The sequence below is a fragment of the Mycobacterium sp. genome, from assembly GCF_035499775.1.
In the GTDB taxonomy this organism is placed as follows: domain Bacteria; phylum Actinomycetota; class Actinomycetes; order Mycobacteriales; family Mycobacteriaceae; genus Mycobacterium.
The window spans coordinates 1-17,167 of sequence record NZ_DATJYB010000019.1; the positions used below are offsets into that span (position 1 = coordinate 1).

The 17,167-nt window shown below is 66.9% G+C and carries 17 protein-coding genes and 1 pseudogene; 7 read left to right on the top strand and 11 right to left on the bottom strand.

All coding sequences use genetic code 11. The annotated features are described in order from the left end of the window. The 3 genes from VML93_RS01200 to VML93_RS01210 form a co-directional block, all read right to left on the bottom strand. A partial coding sequence (locus tag VML93_RS01200) for a hypothetical protein (protein ID WP_325606869.1) occupies nt 1-145 on the bottom strand: 145 nt, incomplete at its 3' end. Continuing rightward, entirely contained in the window at nt 138-1,523 is a 1,386-nt protein-coding gene (locus tag VML93_RS01205) for an ATP-binding protein (RefSeq protein ID WP_325606841.1), read from the bottom strand. The genes VML93_RS01205 and VML93_RS01200, both read right to left, overlap by 8 nt. A gap of 110 nt (nt 1,524-1,633) precedes the next feature. Next, nucleotides 1,634-1,972: a hypothetical protein gene (locus VML93_RS01210; protein ID WP_325606843.1), complete on the bottom strand. Its 339-nt coding sequence runs from the start codon at nt 1,970-1,972 to the stop codon at nt 1,634-1,636. A gap of 10 nt (nt 1,973-1,982) precedes the next feature. Here VML93_RS01210 and VML93_RS01215 point away from each other — a divergent pair, with 10 nt between their 5' ends. Next, nucleotides 1,983-2,219, top strand: a complete 237-nt coding sequence (locus tag VML93_RS01215; protein WP_325606844.1) for a hypothetical protein — start codon at nt 1,983-1,985, stop codon at nt 2,217-2,219. Between the two features lie 69 nt (nt 2,220-2,288). Here the strand turns inward: VML93_RS01215 and purH are convergent, their stop codons facing one another. The 4 genes from purH to VML93_RS01235 form a co-directional block, all read right to left on the bottom strand. Continuing rightward, entirely contained in the window at nt 2,289-3,854 is a 1,566-nt protein-coding gene (gene purH / locus VML93_RS01220; protein WP_325606846.1) for a bifunctional phosphoribosylaminoimidazolecarboxamide formyltransferase/IMP cyclohydrolase, read from the bottom strand. Next, the gene (gene purN / locus VML93_RS01225) at nt 3,851-4,492 is read right to left on the bottom strand and encodes a phosphoribosylglycinamide formyltransferase (RefSeq protein ID WP_325606848.1); all 642 of its coding nucleotides are present in this window, start codon (nt 4,490-4,492) and stop codon (nt 3,851-3,853) included. The genes purH and purN overlap by 4 nt, the downstream gene beginning before the upstream one ends. Before the next feature lie 77 nt (nt 4,493-4,569). Continuing rightward, on the bottom strand, nt 4,570-5,874 hold the full coding sequence (locus tag VML93_RS01230; RefSeq protein WP_325606851.1) for a DUF6350 family protein: 1,305 nt from the start codon (nt 5,872-5,874) through the stop codon (nt 4,570-4,572). 39 nt (nt 5,875-5,913) lie between these two features. Further along, entirely contained in the window at nt 5,914-6,909 is a 996-nt protein-coding gene (locus tag VML93_RS01235) for a DUF5336 domain-containing protein (protein WP_325606854.1), read from the bottom strand. Nucleotides 6,910-7,058: 149 nt separating this feature from the next. Between VML93_RS01235 and VML93_RS01240 the strand changes: the two genes are divergently transcribed. After that, nucleotides 7,059-7,907 carry an LLM class F420-dependent oxidoreductase gene (locus VML93_RS01240; protein ID WP_325606856.1) on the top strand — a complete coding sequence of 283 codons (849 nt, stop codon included), beginning with the start codon at nt 7,059-7,061 and terminating at the stop codon, nt 7,905-7,907. A 62-nt stretch (nt 7,908-7,969) separates the two neighbouring features. Here VML93_RS01240 and VML93_RS01245 read toward each other — a convergent pair. The 3 genes and pseudogenes from VML93_RS01245 to sucC form a co-directional block, all read right to left on the bottom strand. Further along, a pseudogene (locus VML93_RS01245) lies at nt 7,970-8,945 on the bottom strand (acetyl-CoA acetyltransferase); the annotation flags it as partial. A gap of 55 nt (nt 8,946-9,000) precedes the next feature. Next, nucleotides 9,001-9,903 carry a succinate--CoA ligase subunit alpha gene (gene sucD / locus VML93_RS01250; RefSeq protein ID WP_325606858.1) on the bottom strand — a complete coding sequence of 301 codons (903 nt, stop codon included), beginning with the start codon at nt 9,901-9,903 and terminating at the stop codon, nt 9,001-9,003. A 19-nt stretch (nt 9,904-9,922) separates the two neighbouring features. Further along, on the bottom strand, nt 9,923-11,086 hold the full coding sequence (sucC, locus tag VML93_RS01255) for an ADP-forming succinate--CoA ligase subunit beta (protein WP_325606859.1): 1,164 nt from the start codon (nt 11,084-11,086) through the stop codon (nt 9,923-9,925). Nucleotides 11,087-11,430: 344 nt separating this feature from the next. On the opposite strand from sucC, the gene VML93_RS01260 reads away from it, so the two are divergent. Next, entirely contained in the window at nt 11,431-12,441 is a 1,011-nt protein-coding gene (locus VML93_RS01260) for a M23 family metallopeptidase (protein ID WP_325606861.1), read from the top strand. 4 nt (nt 12,442-12,445) lie between these two features. Further along, on the top strand, nt 12,446-13,075 hold the full coding sequence (locus VML93_RS01265; protein ID WP_325606862.1) for a hypothetical protein: 630 nt from the start codon (nt 12,446-12,448) through the stop codon (nt 13,073-13,075). An 81-nt stretch (nt 13,076-13,156) separates the two neighbouring features. On the opposite strand, the gene pcrA is transcribed toward VML93_RS01265, so the two are convergent. Then, complete coding sequence (gene pcrA / locus VML93_RS01270) at nt 13,157-15,499, bottom strand: DNA helicase PcrA (protein ID WP_325606863.1); 2,343 nt, start codon at nt 15,497-15,499, stop codon at nt 13,157-13,159. A 200-nt stretch (nt 15,500-15,699) separates the two neighbouring features. On the opposite strand from pcrA, the gene VML93_RS01275 reads away from it, so the two are divergent. From VML93_RS01275 to VML93_RS01285, 3 genes are all read left to right on the top strand, one after another. Further along, the gene (locus tag VML93_RS01275) at nt 15,700-16,014 is read left to right on the top strand and encodes a chorismate mutase (RefSeq protein ID WP_325606865.1); all 315 of its coding nucleotides are present in this window, start codon (nt 15,700-15,702) and stop codon (nt 16,012-16,014) included. A 63-nt stretch (nt 16,015-16,077) separates the two neighbouring features. Beyond that, a complete protein-coding gene (locus VML93_RS01280; protein ID WP_325606867.1) occupies nt 16,078-17,049 on the top strand; it encodes an alpha/beta hydrolase family protein in 972 nt (323 codons plus the stop codon). 20 nt (nt 17,050-17,069) lie between these two features. Further along, the coding region (locus VML93_RS01285) for a hypothetical protein (RefSeq protein ID WP_325606870.1) at nt 17,070-17,167 on the top strand (98 nt) is incomplete at its 3' end.

Sequence of the window (17,167 nt, forward strand, 5' to 3'; positions counted from 1 at the left end):
AGGCCCGGCGCGGCGAGGTGCCCGCCATGACGTCCTGCCCGATCTGCTCGAGTGCCTCGCGCAGATCCACCGGCGGGGCCAGCGGATCCGGCCCGCCGGTGTACGCCGAGTATCGCGACGAGTGCCCCTTAGCCGGCTTAGCCATAGACGGTTTGACCCTCCCCGGATACCTTGTCGATCCGCTTCGCGAGGTACAACGCCTCCAGCGCCAGTTCCAGCGCCGCGGCGCGTTCGCCTTCGGATTCGGCGCGCAGCTTTTTGGCGATTTTGTCCACGACCGCCAGCCCCGGAACGGCGGCCAGCACGTTCTTGGCAGACACCCGTTCGCCCGTCGTCACCGTGGAACCGCCCTCGACGGCCGACACCAACGTGCCGACGTCGATGCCGCCGAGCACCCGGGACGCGGTGTCGGCGGTCGCGCGGCGCAGCAGATGCTCGAGCACCGCCTGCTCGCGGCCTTCCTCACCGGACTCGAATTCCAGCTTGCCGCGCAGGACGTCGATCACCGTGCCCAGGTCGACCACTCTCGCCACCGGGTCGGTCTCCCCCAACACCGCGCCGCGGTGCCGGGCGGAGGCCGCGACCGTCTCGGCCGCCGCGATCGCGAACCGGGCCGAAACACCGGAGCGCTGATCGATCGAATTGGACTCGCGCAGGTAGCGGGCAAACCGCGCGATCACCTGCATCAGGTAATCGGGCACCTGGGCGCTCAGGTGCGCCTCCTGCGCCATGACGCCCATCTCCGCCTCGAGTTCGAGGGGATAGTGGGTGCGGATCTCGGCGCCGAACCGGTCTTTGAGCGGGGTGATGATGCGACCCCGGTTGGTGTAGTCCTCGGGGTTGGCGCTCGCCACGACAAGGACGTCCAGCGGCAGTCGCAGCGTGTAGCCGCGGACCTGAATGTCGCGCTCCTCCATGACGTTGAGCATCGATACCTGAATGCGCTCGGCGAGGTCGGGCAGTTCGTTGACCGCGACGATGCCGCGGTGCGCCCGCGGGATGAGCCCGTAGGCAATGGTCTCGGGGTCACCCAGGCTGCGGCCCTCGGCAACCTTGATCGGGTCGATATCACCGACCAGGTCGGCGACGCTGGTGTCGGGAGTGGCCAGTTTCTCGGTGTAGCGCTCGCTGCGGTGTTTCCACTCCACCGGCAGGTCGTCGCCGAGTTCCGCGGCCCGCCGGATCGACTCGGGGGTGATCGGGGTATAGGGGTGCTCGCCCAGTTCGGCGCCGCCGATCACCGGGGTCCACTCGTCAAGCAGTCCGACCAGCGCGCGCAGCAACCGGGTCTTGCCCTGGCCACGTTCGCCCAGCAGGACGAAGTCGTGGCCGGCGATCAATGCGCGCTCGAGCTGAGGGATCACGGTTTCGTCGAATCCCAGGATGCCGGGCCAGACGTTGTCGCCCTCGGCGAGCCCGGTCAGCAGATTCTCCCGGATTTCCTGCTTGACTCCCCGTTCACGATGCCCGGCGGCACGCAGTTCGCCGACGGTGCGGGGCAAGTAGTTCGGTGACGTCACCACTCCACGCTACGACGGCCGCGTCAATCCGGCACCGCGTCCCTCCGCTTAATGGGCTTCTTATAGGGAAAAGCCGCGCAATCGGATCGAATGCCCGGCATCCCTACGCCCGGTTAACTCATGGTGACGGTGGCGTCCGCATCGCCTGTCTTCCACGTGATCGTGCCGTGCTCGAACACCGACTTGAAGGACCCGTCGGGCAGGACTTGCTCGTCAGAGGTCGGATATCCCAGTTTGCCCTGCGAAGCCTGATTCGCGTTCCACGCGTCGCGAATCTTGCCCCACACGAAGTAGACCGGCCCACCATTCCGATAGATGAGCACGCCACCGTCGAACTGTTGGTAGACGCCGGTGCCGTCCTTGGTCTTCTGCTCGTTGTCGTACGGTTTGCCCAAGTCCTTCAGCTGATCGGCCGTAAGAGTCTTGTACTTCGCGAGGATGGGTCCCTGCACCGTGTACGGCGTGCCGTTGGCACCGGGGATGGTTGTCGGCGCACCCGTGTCCGGAGTGGTTGCGGAGGCACCCGCGGACGTCGTGGCCGTCCCCGAGGTCGCAGACGAGCTGGCCGACGCGGCCGAACTGCTCGTTTCGTTGGACTTGTTCGAGCTACATCCCGCGCCGAACACCGCAAAAGTCGCAATCGCGGCCGAGCATGCCGCCACTCGAATGGCCGTTGAGCGCATTTCAATTCTCCTTTGAATCGTTTCGCCCCGCTGTTGCCGAGCCACCTATCGACGCTACGTCGGTACAGGACCGCCAACAAGGCGCCTAATGCGCAAAGTGGCGGGCTCCGGTGAGGTACAAAGTCACACCGGCCTTGGCCGCCGCCGCGGTCACCTCGTCGTCGCGCACCGAGCCGCCGGGGTGCACGATCGCCTTCACCCCGGCGGCGGTCAGCGTCTCGAGTCCGTCGGGGAACGGGAAGAACGCATCCGATGCACCGACCGCGCCTTTCACGCGCTCGCCGCCGCGTTCGACGGCGAGCCGGGCGGCGTCCACCCGGTTGACCTGCCCCATCCCGACGCCGACGGTCGCGCCGTCCGCGACGATCACGATCGCATTCGACTTGACCGCCCGGCAGGCGCGCCAGGCGAAGACCAAGTCGGTCAGCGTGGCCGGGTCCGCCGGCTCACCGGTGGCCAGAGTCCAGTTGACCGGGTTGTCGCCGTGGGCGTCGAGCTGGTCGCGCTGCTGCATGAGCAGCCCGCCGCTGATCGGCCGGATTTCATGGCCACCGGCCAGCGGCTCGGAGGCCACCAGCACCCGGATGTTCTTCTTGCGCGTCAACAGATCAAGGGCACCGGGCGGATAGGCCGGCGCGACGATCACCTCGGTGAAGATGGTGCTCACGTACTCCGCCATCTCGACGCTGACCTCGGTGTTGGTCGCGATGACTCCGCCGTAGGCGCTCAACGGGTCGCATTCGTGGGCCTTGCGATGGGCGTCGGCCACCGAAACCGTCGAGATCGCGATGCCGCAGGGGTTGGCGTGCTTGATGATCGCCACACACGTCTGCTCGTGGTCGAAGGCCGCCCGCCAGGCCGCGTCCGCGTCGGTGAAGTTGTTGTAGGACATCTCTTTTCCGTGCAGTTGCTCGGCCTGCGCCAGCCCGGGCCACGCGGCGGGATCGCTGTAGAGCGCCGCCTGCTGATGCGGGTTCTCGCCGTAGCGCAGCGTCGCCTCGCGGCGCCAGTTTCTGGCGAACCACTGCGGGAACTGCGCCTCGGGATGCTCGGGTGCCAGCGTGTCCTGCATCCAGCTCGCGACGGCGATGTCGTACTCGGCGGTGTGCTGAAATGCCAACGACGCCAGCCTTTTGCGCTCGGCGAGGGTAAAACCGCCGTTGCGCACCGCGGCGAGGACGCCGTCATAGCCGCGCGGGTCGGTGACCACTGCGACGCTGGGATGGTTCTTGGCTGCCGCCCGCACCATCGAGGGCCCGCCGATGTCGATCTGCTCGACGCATTCGTCCACCCCGGCACCGGATTCGACGGTCTGGCTGAACGGGTACAGGTTGACGACGACGAGTTCGAACGCCTCGATGCCGAGTTCTTCGAGGGCCGCTTGGTGTTCTTGCTTGCGCAGGTCGGCCAGCAGGCCGGCGTGCACGTGCGGGTGCAGGGTCTTGACCCGGCCGTCGAGCACCTCAGGGAAGCCGGTCACCTCCTCCACCGGTGTCACCGGAATGCCTTGGCCGGCAATGGTCTTCGCAGTCGACCCGGTCGAGACGATGGTGACGCCCGCCGCGGTGAGGCCCTGCGCGAGCTGTATCAGACCGGTCTTGTCGTACACGCTGATCAGCGCGCGGCGAATCGGCCTCTTGTCGGTGCTCATGCTGTACTCATTCCCAAGGTCGCCTTTCGTCCGATCCAGGTAACGCCGCGGGTCGCGATTGCGGCCACCACGTCGACCAGCAGTCGCCGTTCGATGACCTTGATGCGTTCGTGCAAAGTCTGTTCGTCGTCGCCGTCGAGCACCTCGACGGGTTGCTGCGCCAGTATCGGCCCGGTGTCGGTGCCGGCATCCACGAGGTGCACGGTAGTGCCTGTGACCTTCACACCGTAGGCCAGCGCGTCGGGCACCGCATGTGCACCGGCGAAGGCCGGCAGCAGCGCCGGATGGGTGTTGATGATGCGGCCCTGGAAATTCGAAAGATACTGTGGTCCAAGAATTTTCATGAATCCAGCCGAGACGATCAGGTCAGGTTGGTGGGCTTTGGTGGCTTCGGTGATGGCGGCGTCCCAGGCGGCGCGGTCCGGGTAGTCGCCGAGGCGGACGGTGAAGGTGGGAATCGACGCCTGCTCGGCGATCTCGACGGCCCGGCAGTCGCGATCCACGCCGACGGCGACCACCCGCGCCGGATAGTCGCCCTGGGCGGCGTCGAGCAGCGAGTTCAGCAGTGAGCCGGTGCCGGACGCCAGCACGACCAGCCGTGCCGGTGCGCTCGGGGGCACGCGGAGCGGTTCCTGCACACGGGCAGCCTAATGGGAAGCGGGTGGGCGCCGCGTCGGCGGCCAAGCGCTGACGGCGCTTAGTAGAGGGCGCAGCACTAATCCCCGAGATCGCGGGCCGGTTCGTCGGACGTCGGCGCGGGCTCATCGGGCGCGTCCGCTTCCTCCTCGGATGCGTCCTCATCGACAAGCTCGTCGCCTGGCTCGTCGAATTCCTCAGGCGGCGGCGCGGGCACGGGTTTGGGCCGTCTGGGCCGGCGCCGAATCCCACCCGTCATCGTCACCGTCACCCCACCCACGACCGCGAACCAGAAGAACACGCCGACCACCAGCGCGCCCTGGTCCACACCGACGTCGCCGAAGTTGCCCAGCCGGCCGCTCCCCCCGTACGCGAGCAGCGACATCGTCAATGCCCCGGCGACGGAGGCGACCAGCAGCTTGGCCATCGCCGGAACAAGAAGCAGCGCACGCCGAGCGCACTGCTGCCCGACGGCCACACCCGATGCCGCGCCGACGATCAGCAGGGCGACCGAGACCGGCCCGAGCGGAGGCGTCGGAGCCGCGGCAAGGATCGGCAGTGCCGGGAGGTCGCCGCCGAACACGGCGAACGAGCTGAACGTCGCGAACCCGAGGTGCGCGCTGGAGCCGACCGCCATCGCGCACGTGCCGGCGATGACGTTCGGCGCGTAGAGCACCGACAGCACGGTCAGGCTGAACTCGCCGAATATCGAATCGGTGATCCCGTAGAGCTCTTGCATCGTCGACCAATGCACAACCAGCGAACCGGCCGTCACCACACCGGAGAGCCCGAACAGTGCCAGCACACCGGCCGCCGCCGCTCGCATCGAGTCACCCAGCCAATTGGGCAACGGCGACGCCGCCAACGCCCGTCGGCCCACCCGGGACCACACCCCGATCGCGGCACCGATCGCATGCACCACCAGCACGCTGGTGAATGCGCGCAGGGCGCTCGGTGTCTGCAACTCGGTGAGCACCGACGACGCGTCATGGATGACCGCCAGCGCGATCGCCGCCAGCAGCAGGGGTCCGCCCAGCGCCGACGCGACAACCCAGCGGATGACGAGCCACGACGAGTGCACGGAGGTGGCCCGCGCGGTGGTGCGCGCCGTCCCCCAGACCATCAACAGGACTGGCAGCAACGGCATCACGCCCAGTTCGCGGCCACCGATGGAGATCGGGACGGCATGCACACCCAGCCACATGCTGGCAATGGCACCCAAGGCACCGGTCATGTCGCTGTTGGCGATCAGCAACTGCAGCAGCGTGACCGCCGCGATGATGACCAGCGCGATCAATGCCGGGCCGAATGCGACCCGAACGAGATCACGCGCCTGGCGCGCGCCCGCAGCCCGGTAGTCCGCGCTTTCTGACACCCTTTTCACTCTTGGCGCATATGCCTGACTAGGCGCGAGAGCGCCCGGTTAGACCGGCGCCGACCCAGGTGACGACTGTTGGCCCTGCTGACCGTACGCCTGCTGGCCGCCGGCGGGGTTCGAGTAGTTGACCGGAGCCGAACCGGCCTGGGAACCGCTGCCCGCGTTGACCGATGGTGGGGTGCCGAAGCTGGGGAAGCCGGTGGGCGGGGTGGTCGGCGTCTGCACGTTGGGCTGGGGCGCCGACTGCGCCGAGGGCTGGGGGCCCGACTGCGCCGACGGCTGGGCGCCGAATCCGCCCGACGGCGGGTTGCCTGCGGTCGGCGTCGGGATCGCGGTCTGCGTCGGTATGACGTTTTGAGCCGGGGCCTGACCCGGGGTCGAGCCATATCCGCCGTATTGCTGCGACCCGTAGCCGGCAGGCTGCTGGGGCGCCTGGAGTCCGGCTTGCGGCTGACCGTAGTAAGGCTGCTGCTGGCCGTACTGCTGCGGGTACTGCCCGTACTGGCCGTATTGCTGCTGGTAAGGGTCGTACTTGGGCCGCGGCGCCGGTGCGCTGATCACCCCCGCGTCAAACAGCAGCGCGCCGACCGCCGAAACCGCCTGTAACAGGGTGAAAGTGAGAATCACCCACATCCCCCACTGGACCGTGACGCCGTTGGGCGTGTTCACGGCCTCGGAGACCGCCAGCAGCAAACCCAGTACCGAGATCGCGGCGACTACTCCCAGGTGGCGGTTCGCCTTCGGCAGCACACCCACCGCGGCAAGCAGCGCGGCCAACACGGCCGCGGCGACGGACTGGCTGCCGCCACCTCCGATGCTGGTGCCGCCACCGAGGTCGCTGCTGAGGGCGAACGTGGGGCCGAAACTCGCGAAATACGCCGCCAGACCTAGTCCGATCACGGCGAACGTCAAGTACAGGGGCAGTTTGCTCTCACCGGGCTCTTTAGCGAAATCGGGCGCCGCGGCTGGGGCTGCGGCTGGGTAAGCCCCGGAGGGTTGCTGGGCTGGCGGGTATCCGGGAGTACCGGGCGAGTAGGTCATTGACTCCTCCTGTTGCTTCCCAGGCTGTGCGTCCCAGGCTGGCCGCGCTTGCGTTGCGAGGCGATTCGATCACCCACGCTAGCGCACGTCCGAGTGGCGGTGGCGGGGGCGCTTGCCCAGCAGAGGTAGAACACGTTCTAATCCTGTTCATGGATTACGGGCTTGTGCTTTTCACCAGCGATCGCGGCATCACACCGGCGGCAGCCGCCAAGCTTGCCGATGACCACGGCTTTCAGACGTTCTATGTGCCGGAACACACCCACATCCCGGTGAAACGCGAGGCGGCGCACCCGACGACGGGCGACGCGTCGCTGCCGGACGACCGGTATATGCGCACGCTGGATCCATGGGTGAGCCTCGGCGCGGCGTGCGCGGTGACGTCTCGGGTGCGGCTGTCCACGGCGGTGGCGCTGCCGGTCGAACATGACCCGATCACGCTGGCCAAAAGCATCGCCACCCTCGACCATCTGTCCGGCGGCCGGGTCAGCCTGGGCGTCGGGTTCGGCTGGAACACCGACGAACTCGCCGACCACGGGGTGCCGCCCGCGCGCCGACGCACCATGTTGCGCGAATACATCGAGGCGATGCGCGCGCTGTGGACCCAAGAGGAAGCCGCCTACGACGGCGAATTCGTCAAGTTCGGGCCGAGCTGGGCCTGGCCGAAGCCGGTGCAGGCGCACATCCCGGTGCTGGTGGGCACCGCGGGCAACGAGAAGAACTTCAAGTGGATCGCCCGCAGCGCCGACGGCTGGATCACCACCCCGCGCGACTTCGACATCGACGAACCGGTGAAGTTGCTGCAGGACACCTGGGCCGCCGCCGGCCGCGACGGAGCTCCGCAGATCGTGGCCTTGGACTTCAAGCCGGTGCCCGAGAAGCTCGCGCACTGGGCGGAGCTGGGCGTTACCGAGGTGCTGTTCGGCCTACCGGACCGCCCCGAAGACGAGATCGCCGCGTACGTGGAGCGACTCGCCGGCAAGCTGGCCGCGCTGGTCTGACGCTGGCGTTGACTCTGCGCTGACGCAGCGCCGCACTCGCACTTTGTCGCCAAGGACGCAGAATCAACCGCCGCGGCGCCGGCCATCGCCAGCGCCTCATTGACCGCCATGACGGCCGACGGGGCATGCCCCAGATCGGGGCGGTCCAGCATGCCCTGCTCTTGCAGGTCGGCATGGCCGTGCAGGTACACCCAGTTCTCCTCGGGCACTCCCACGCGCCGGGCCGTCTCCACCGACATCAGCAGCGCGGCCGCACCCTGGTTCACCTGGTCGCGGGCGACCAGCAGCCGCGGGTAGGGCTCGGAGATCATCCGATTGCGCTCGGTCACGGTGATCAGCTCGTCGACGGTGTATTCGACCGGCGCCGCGCGAACGGATTTCCGGCGGCGACCTTGGTGAACGGTGCGAACAGCTCACCCATCCGCCGCAGATACTCGGCGGGCCCGAGGCCGGTCCCGGCGCGTCGGGCGTTCTCCAGCAGTGCGTACTGGGTCGGCGCATCGACCAGACCATGAATGACGGTGTAGCGCGAGATGATTCCCGCGATGCCCTGGCCGCGGTCTTCCAAATCGCCGTCATCCTCCTTCAAGGTCTCGGTGAAGTCCGGTTTCTCGGCGGCCCGCGCGAACTGCCGCAGGGTCGACGTCGCATCCGAGCCGAACACCATCGCGGCCTGCGAGCGTCCCGCCGCAATCTCGGCGGCCAGCTCGCTGATCAGACGCTGGGGCCCTGGCCACCGACGATCTCGAGGATCGCGCGGCGCGGTTCGGCACCGATCCGCTTGGCCACCGACCGCGGGTAGTTGTTCGAACGGCCCAACGGTGCATTGGGCACCGGCCCGGAGATCTCGAATTGCCGGACAGCGGCGATGGTGTCGATGGCTGCAGAGACCGCAGCGCCACCGCAATCGTCGAGGGCGGCCCGTGCCGCGGCGGCGGCCAGCTCGACGGGTGACATCGCCCGGTAATCGGGGTCGTCGATGCGCTCCGCCGCCTGCCCGACACCGACGACGACGGGCGTCCGCGGATCAAGATTCATAGTCTTACTATCTACCGCAGCCCGGTCCCGCGCCCGTCGGCGGCCCCCGCGAGCCCTACAGGGTGGCCAGGATCTCGCGGGCCAGGGCCGCCGTCTCGGACGGCGTCTTGCCGACCTTCACGCCGGCCGCTTCCAGCGCTTCCTTCTTCGCCGCCGCGGTGCCCGACGAGCCGGACACGATGGCGCCGGCGTGGCCCATCGTCTTGCCTTCCGGCGCAGTGAATCCCGCGACATACCCGACGACCGGCTTGGACACGTTGGCCTTGATGAAGTCCGCCGCCCGCTCCTCGGCGTCACCGCCGATCTCGCCGATCATCACGATCAGCTTGGTGTCGGGATCCTCCTCGAACGCCTCGATCGCATCGATATGCGTGGTGCCGATCACCGGGTCACCGCCGATGCCGATCGACGTGGTGAACCCGAAATCGCGCAGCTCGTACATCATCTGGTAGGTCAGCGTGCCCGACTTGGACACCAGCCCGACCGGACCCGGTCCGGTGATGTTGGCCGGGGTGATGCCGACCAGCGCTTGGCCGGGACTGATGATGCCCGGGCAGTTGGGGCCGATGATCCGGGTCTTGCCGCCCTTCTCCAGGTTGTAGGCCCAGAAATAAGCGCTGTCCTGCACCGGAATGCCCTCGGTGATCACCACCAGCAAAGGGATCTCGGCGTCGATGGCCTCGATGACGGCGTCCTTGGAGAACTTCGGCGGTACGAAGGCGATCGAGACGTCGGCGCCGGTCTCTTTCATCGCCTCCGCGACGCTGCCGAACACCGGCAGCTTGATCAGCCTGCCGCCCTTGTCCTCGTGGGTCACCGTGGTGCCGGCCTTTCGGGCGTTGACGCCACCGACGATCTGGGTGCCGGCTCTGAGCATCCGGGCGGTGTGCACGGTGGCCTCGCCGCCGGTGATGCCCTGAACGATGACCTTGTTGTCTTTGGTCAAGAAGATAGCCATTTGGGTCATTTCTCCTTAGTCAGGCGCTCGCCAGCTCGGCCGCTTTGTCGGCGGCTTCGTCCATCGTGGGTACCAGCGTCACCAGCGGGTGGTTCGCCTCGGCCAGGATGGCCCGGCCTTCCTCGACGTTGTTGCCGTCGAGCCGCACCACCAGCGGCTTGTTCGCCTCGTCGCCGAGGATCTCCAGCGCCTTGACGATTCCGGTGGCCACCGCGTCACACGAGGTGATGCCGCCGAAGACGTTCACGAACACGCTCTTGACCTGCGGGTCGCCCAGGATCACATCCAACCCGGCGGCCATCACCTCCGCCGAAGCGCCGCCGCCGATGTCGAGGAAGTTGGCCGGCTTGACCCCGCCGTGCTTCTCGCCGGCGTAGGCGACGACGTCGAGTGTGGACATCACCAGGCCCGCGCCGTTGCCGATGATGCCGACCGCGCCGTCCAGCTTGACGTAGTTGAGGTCGTGCTCCTTGGCCTTGAGCTCCAGCGGGTCGGTCGCGTCGCGGTCCTCGAACTCGGCGTGGCCGGGCTGACGGAAGTCGGCGTTGCCGTCGAGCGTGACCTTGCCGTCCAGCGCCAGGATCTGGTCATCGGGGGTGCGCACCAAGGGGTTGACCTCGACCAGCGTGGCGTCCTCGGCGACGAACAGCTCCCACAGCTTCGAGATGGTGACCGCAGCGGCGTCGAGCACCTCGGCCGGCAGGTGACCCTGCTCGGCGATGGAGCGGGCGGTCGCCAGATCGACGCCCTTGACGGCGCTCACCGGGACCTTGGCGAGCCGCTCGGGCTTGGTGGCGGCCACCTCTTCGATCTCCATGCCGCCCTCCACCGAGCACATCGCCAGGTAGGTGCGGTTGGACCGGTCGAGCAGGAAGGAGATGTAGTACTCCTCGGCGATGTCGCTGGCCTCGGCCACCAGCAGTTTCTTGACGATGTGGCCTTTGATGTCCAGGCCCAGGATGTTCTTGGCGTGTTCGTAGGCGTCCTCGGGGGTCGCCGCGTACTTGACGCCGCCGGCCTTGCCGCGCCCACCGACCTTGACCTGCGCTTTGACCATCACCGGCCGACCAATCTCTTCGGCGATGGCGCGGGCACCCTCGGCGGTGTCGGTCACCCGACCGGGCGTGCTCGGGACGTTGTGCTTGTCGAACAGTTCTTTGGCTTGATACTCGAAGAGATCCATAAGCTCACTGCCTCTTTGCTCGGCCTATTGGAAGACGCTTGCCGGACTCGGCAACACGCCCGGAGGAACTGTATCCACCCGCCGAATCGGCCCCACCCCTGACCCCGCCCCGCATCCACAATGTGACACAGCTCACCTGGCGCTTGCGAACTCCAACCGTGATCCAAATCACAATCTCTGGCTGATCTTGGCCCCGGGTTGCCAGCGCTGTAGGTCAGCGGATACCGTCTCAGGGTCCAGATAACGTTAAGGTCACGATCCGAGGACATTTCAGGTTGTCCCAGCACCGATTCGCTCGTTCTCGCGCCGCTGCCGGCGCAGCACGCACAGCACGCGACGGCTGGATGCCCTTCAACCAGAACGAAGTCACGGAAATCATTCCGCTCGACGGCTTCGACTTCGACGACCTCGACGATCTTTACGACGCCGACTTCAGTGGGCTGGAGCTGGACGCAGACTTCGCCGTCGACAACGAAGCCCAGGTACTGCTGGCTCCCGAACTCGACGATCTGCATGACGTCGACGACCTGACCCCCGAGCGGCTGGCCGCCCCCACCGACGTCCTGACCCGGCTGGTCGTCCACAGCGACGCCGAACCACGTCACTACCGTTCGGACGCCCCGGCGCTCGTCCGGGTGCCGCAGCGCGGCGGACAGCACCGCAAGGAGCCGACCAGCGCGGCCAAGGGGCGTCTGATGATCTCGGCTATGGCGGCGGGCGCGGCGGCCGCGGCCGGACAAATGGCCCTCAGCCATGCCGACACCCCCAAGACCGAGACCGTGCTGACCGCCAACGCGTCGTCGCTGTTCGGCGGGTCGGGCAGCAACGAACCGCGGGGCGTGCAGGTCGTCTCGGTGCAGCCGGCGGGCAACGTCGCGGCGCACAACGCGGAGCTGGCCAAAGGTGTGGCGTTCGCCCAGGAGCGTGCGCAGCGCGAGGCGCGACTGCAGCAGCCGCTTTTTGTGATGCCGACGAAGGGCATATTCACGTCGAATTTTGGGTACCGCTGGGGAGTGCTGCACGCCGGAATCGACCTCGCCAACTCGATCGGAACGCCTATCTACGCGGTGTCGGACGGTTACGTGATCGATGCCGGGCCCACCGCGGGTTACGGAATGTGGGTCAAGCTCCGCCACGCCGACGGCACCGTCACGCTCTACGGCCACGTCAACACCACGCTGGTCAGCGTCGGTGAGCGGGTGATGGCGGGCGACCAGATCGCCACCATGGGCAACCGGGGCAACTCCACCGGCCCGCACCTGCATTTCGAGGTGCTCGTGGGCGGCAGCGAACGAATCGACCCCGTGCCGTGGCTGGCCAAGCGGGGACTTTACGTCGGTAGCTACGCCGGTTGAGCTGTTGACCGCGCCGAACGAAGACCCACCCTCAGGCGCGCAACCGGCCGAGCCCGCCGAATCACCTGAGGCGCCGTCGTCGCCTGAAGCACCGTCGGACGAGCAACCGGCCGAGACTGCGTCGCCCGACGCACCGGCGACCGGGCAGCGGACCCGGATCATCCGCCGCGCACCCAGCGGGCCGATTCCAACGGTCCCGGAGTCCCCGACCACTGTGATCGCCTCGCAGGGCGCCGTGACGCGAGTACGTCCAGCGGCGATCGAAGAGCCGAGCGCCCGCACGGCCATCGCCGCCTGCGCGGTCAGCATCGTCAGCGGCTGGGCCGCGTCCAGAGTGGCCACCGACTTGGTCGTCGGCTGGTGGCGGATCGACCGCCTGTTCTCCCTTGCGGTCGGGTTTCTGGCGCTGGTGTTTGCGGTGGCGACCATCGCGGGCGTGATCCAGCTACTGCTGCGCCGGCCCAGCGGCCGGTGGCTACTGGTGCTGGGCGCGGTGGTCTCGTTGCTGACCTACGGCAGCATCGTCCTTGCGGGCGCACGGGTGGCGCCCGTCGTGTACGCACTTTGGCTACTGCCGCTGGCCAGCATCGTGCTGGCCCTGCGCCCGCAAACCAAACGCTGGGTGCTGAGCTAGCGCCGCTTCGGCTACGCCGAACGCGTTCTGAGGGCGAAAATTTGGCGATTTTTCGCCGTGGATGCACGTTCGGCGCAAACGTCAGAGCTTGGAAACCGGGGCGTGGTTGTGCATCAGCTTCACCCGCCCGGCGCTGCCGAAGTCGATCAGCGACATCGCCGATTCGCCGACGCCGGAGACTTCCTCGACGCGGCCCAGGCCGTACTTGTCGTGGGTGACACGATCACCCGGCTCCAGCACCAGCATCGGGCGCTTGACCGCCCCCGATCTGGTCGGCGACGGGCGCGGGGTGCCGAACCGGCCGGCGCCACTGACCGGCGCACTGAACGACGGCTTCGGCGCGGTGCGCCGCCAGTCGACGAGCTGCTGCGGGATCTCCCGCAGGAACCGCGACTCCGGGTTGAGCATCGGCTGTCCCCACGACGACCGCACGATCGCGCGACTGAGGTACAGCCGATGCCGGGCCCGGGTGATGCCGACGTAGGCCAGCCGTCGCTCCTCGGACAGCTCGGTCGGGTCGTCCAGCGCCCGCATGTGCGGGAACATGCCGTCCTCCCATCCGGTGACGAACACCACCGGGAACTCCAGCCCTTTGGCGGTGTGCAACGTCATCAGCGTGACCACACCGGCGCTGTGCTCGGGGATCTCGTCGGTGTCGGCGACCAGCGACACGCGCTCCAGAAAAGCCGCCAGCACACCGGTGTCCGGCACGTCTTCATCCTCGGGCGGGCGGTCAGACTCGGCTTCCAACGCAGCCGCGTTCGCTTCGTCGATGCTGAATTCGTGTGCGACGCTTACGAGTTCGTTGAGGTTGTCCAGCCGGGCCAGCTCTTGCGGATCGGTGGAGGACTCCAGTTCGCGACGGTAGCCGGTGCGTTCCAGCACCGACTCGACCAGATCGCCCAGGTCCCCTTGAGACGAGTCGAGGCGACCGCGCAGTTCGTCGAGCATCTCGACGAATCCCGCGATCGCCTTCTCCGCGCGACTGTTGAGCATCGGAACCTTGCCGGCGGCCGCGGCCTGTAAAGCGTCGGCAAACGTAGCGCCGGTGTTCTCCGAATACACCGCCACGCAAGCTTCGGCGCGGTCGCCGATGCCACGCCGCGGGGTGTTGAGGATGCGCCGCAGGCTCACCGCGTCACCGGGGTTGTCCAGCACCCGCAGGTAAGCGACGATGTCGCGGATCTCCTTGCGCTCGTAAAAGCGCACTCCCCCAACGACTTTGTACGGGATCCCGGCGCGGATGAAGACCTCTTCCAGCGACCGCGACGAGTTGTTGGTGCGGTAGAAGACGGCCACGTCGTTGTAGGTGATGTCGCCGTTCTCAGCGAGCGCATCGATCTCCTGGGCGACAAACCTCGCCTCGTCGTGCTCGTTGTCGGCGACATAGCCGACGATCAGTTCCCCGTCACCCGCGTCGGTCCACAGCCGCTTCTCACGGCGCCCGGCATTGCGCGCGATCACCGAGTTGGCCGCCGACAGGATGTTCTGCGTGGATCGGTAATTCTGTTCCAGCAGAATCGTTTTGGCATCGGGGTAATCGCGCTCGAAGTCTTCGATGTTGCGAATGGTGGCGCCGCGGAACGCGTAGATTGACTGGTCGGCGTCACCGACGACGCACAACTCCGCGGGCGGCACCTCGTCCGAATCGCTCGAGCCGGGGCCCACCAGTTCGCGCACCAGCACGTACTGCGCGTGGTTGGTGTCCTGGTATTCGTCGACCAGGACGTGCCGGAACCGCCGCCGGTAGTACTGGGCGATCTGCGGGAAGGTCTGCAGCACCGCCACGGTCTCGCCGATGAGGTCGTCGAAATCCAGCGCGTTGGCCGCCCGCAGCCGCCGCTGGTATTCGCCGAAGACGGAGGCGACGGTGCGGGCCAGGTCGTCCGACTCATCGGAGAGGTTCGAAACCGCCTGGTGCGGGTCGATCAGCTCGTTCTTCAGGTTGGAGATCGCGTTGGACAACAGCCTCGGCGAGTACCGCTTGATGTCCAGGCCCATGTCGCGGCCGATCATCTGCAGCAGACGCCGCGAATCGTCGGCGTCGTAGATGGAGAAGTTGGAGTTGAGGCCCTCGATCAGCGACGCCTGGTTGCGCAGGATCCGCACGCACGACGAATGGAATGTCGACACCCACATGTAGCGGGCCCGGTCGCCGACCAGCCGCACCACGCGTTCACGCATCTCGGCGGCGGCCTTGTTGGTGAACGTGATGGCCAGGATCTGACCGACCCCGACCCCGCGGGCCGCGATCAGGTAAGCGATTCGCCGCGTCAGCACCGCCGTCTTGCCCGACCCCGCACCGGCCACGATCAGCAGCGGCGAACCCTCATGCACTACCGCCCGGCGCTGTTGCGGGTTGAGGCCCTCGAGCAGTTGGTCCGCTTCCGGGACTTGTTGGGGGGCGGTTGCGTGCACAGTCATGTCTGTCTCAACTTACCGCCGACCGGCGACGACTTTGCGCCGCCGCGGCCCTTAGTGGCACACTCTGGTTGTGCTCCATCTGCAGCCCCGATTTTTTTATGGGTACCCACCCGCGGTGCCCGTGGTCTAGCTGCTTTCGCACAGCCCCGTGGTCCGCTTCCGGATTCGGGGCTTGTTTTCTGTGTGAGGCCTGACACCGGATGAGACCAGAATCCCCACAACACGAGAACGCGGAGTTAGCCGAGATGAATACAGAGACGATCGAGGCCCCAGAGACCGACATCGAAGAGTTGCGCCAGGAGATCGACCGGCTGGACGCTGAGATCCTCGCCGCGGTAAAGCGGCGTGCCGAAGTGTCCCAGGCGATCGGCAAGGTGCGAATGGCCTCCGGGGGCACCCGGCTGGTGCACAGTCGCGAGATGAAAGTGATCGAACGCTACAGCGAACTGGGTCCCGAGGGTAAGGACCTGGCGATGCTGTTATTACGATTGGGTCGCGGCCGACTCGGTCACTAAAGGATTACTTCTGGCGCCGCATACTGTTGGATTTCGGCGTTGCTGCGGTAAATTTCCGCCGGAATGATTACGGCAGATCCAGCTGCGATTTCACAATTGCGCCGGCTGATGGTGATATCGGCGGCGACGTTGGTCGTCCTGCTCGGTGGGTTAGCCGGGAGCTCTGCAATCTCTTCCGCCTGGTCTCGGCAAGGCCTGGAGATCGAGTATCTGATCGTGCCGTCGCCGTCGATGTCACGCCAAATCAAAATCGAATTTCAAGGTGGCGGCACCCACGCCGTCTATTTGCTCGACGGCATGCTCGCTCGAGACGACTACAACGGCTGGGACATCCACACGTCGGCATTCGAGTGGTTTAGCGACTCCGGCCTGTCGGTCGTAATGCCCACCGGCGGAGAGGCCAGCTTCTACTCCAACTGGTACCGCCCGGCCGTCGGGAATTCGGGCCGGTGGACGTATAAGTGGGACACGTTTCTCACCACAGAACTGCCCGCCTGGCTGGCGGCGAACAAAGGCATCAGCCCGAGCGGCAACGCCGTGGTGGGCGCGTCGATGTCCGGGTCAGCGGCTCTGGTCCTGGCGGCCAAGCATCCGGAGAACTTCGTCTACGCGGCGTCGATGTCGGGCTTCCTCAACCTGTCCGCCGGGCAATGGCCGTCCTTGGTCAGCGCCGCGCAACTGGGCGCGGGTGGCTTCCGCTCCGACGCGATGTGGGGGCCGCCAACCGACCCGGCCTGGGCTGACAACGACCCGACGCTCAACGTCGCGAAACTGATCGCCAACAACACCCGCATCTGGGTGTACACCGGCAACGGCGGGCAATCCGACATCGCCGGTGACACCAAGCTGGATGCCAGTCTGCTGGAAAGCGCTACCCGACTCAGCAACAAGATCTTTCAGAAGCGGTACCTGACCAAGGGCGGCACCAACGGCGTGTTCAACTTCCCCGACAACGGCACCCACACCTGGTTGTACTGGGGTGCGCAACTGCAAGCCATGAAGCCCGATCTGCAGCGGGTGCTCGGCGCCGGGTAATTCGCACTAGGGTCGAACCCATGACCTCCGACATCACCGCCACCCCGGCGTGGGACGCGCTGCGCAAGCATCACGAACAGATCGGACAAACCCACCTACGCCAGTTCTTCGCCGACGA

What these genes read in the sequence shown, in the direction of transcription:
- sucD (WP_325606858.1), bottom strand. Translation starts at nt 9,903, where the DNA reads ATGGCTATCTTCTTGACCAAAGACAACAAGGTCATCGTTCAGGGCATC.
- VML93_RS01240 (WP_325606856.1), top strand. Translation starts at nt 7,059, where the DNA reads ATGGATTACGGGCTTGTGCTTTTCACCAGCGATCGCGGCATCACACCG.
- VML93_RS01260 (WP_325606861.1), top strand. Translation starts at nt 11,431, where the DNA reads ATGCCCTTCAACCAGAACGAAGTCACGGAAATCATTCCGCTCGACGGC.
- VML93_RS01280 (WP_325606867.1), top strand. Translation starts at nt 16,078, where the DNA reads ATGATTACGGCAGATCCAGCTGCGATTTCACAATTGCGCCGGCTGATG.
- sucC (WP_325606859.1), bottom strand. Translation starts at nt 11,086, where the DNA reads ATGGATCTCTTCGAGTATCAAGCCAAAGAACTGTTCGACAAGCACAAC.
- VML93_RS01235 (WP_325606854.1), bottom strand. Translation starts at nt 6,909, where the DNA reads ATGACCTACTCGCCCGGTACTCCCGGATACCCGCCAGCCCAGCAACCC.
- pcrA (WP_325606863.1), bottom strand. Translation starts at nt 15,499, where the DNA reads ATGACTGTGCACGCAACCGCCCCCCAACAAGTCCCGGAAGCGGACCAA.
- purH (WP_325606846.1), bottom strand. Translation starts at nt 3,854, where the DNA reads ATGAGCACCGACAAGAGGCCGATTCGCCGCGCGCTGATCAGCGTGTAC.
- VML93_RS01275 (WP_325606865.1), top strand. Translation starts at nt 15,700, where the DNA reads ATGAGACCAGAATCCCCACAACACGAGAACGCGGAGTTAGCCGAGATG.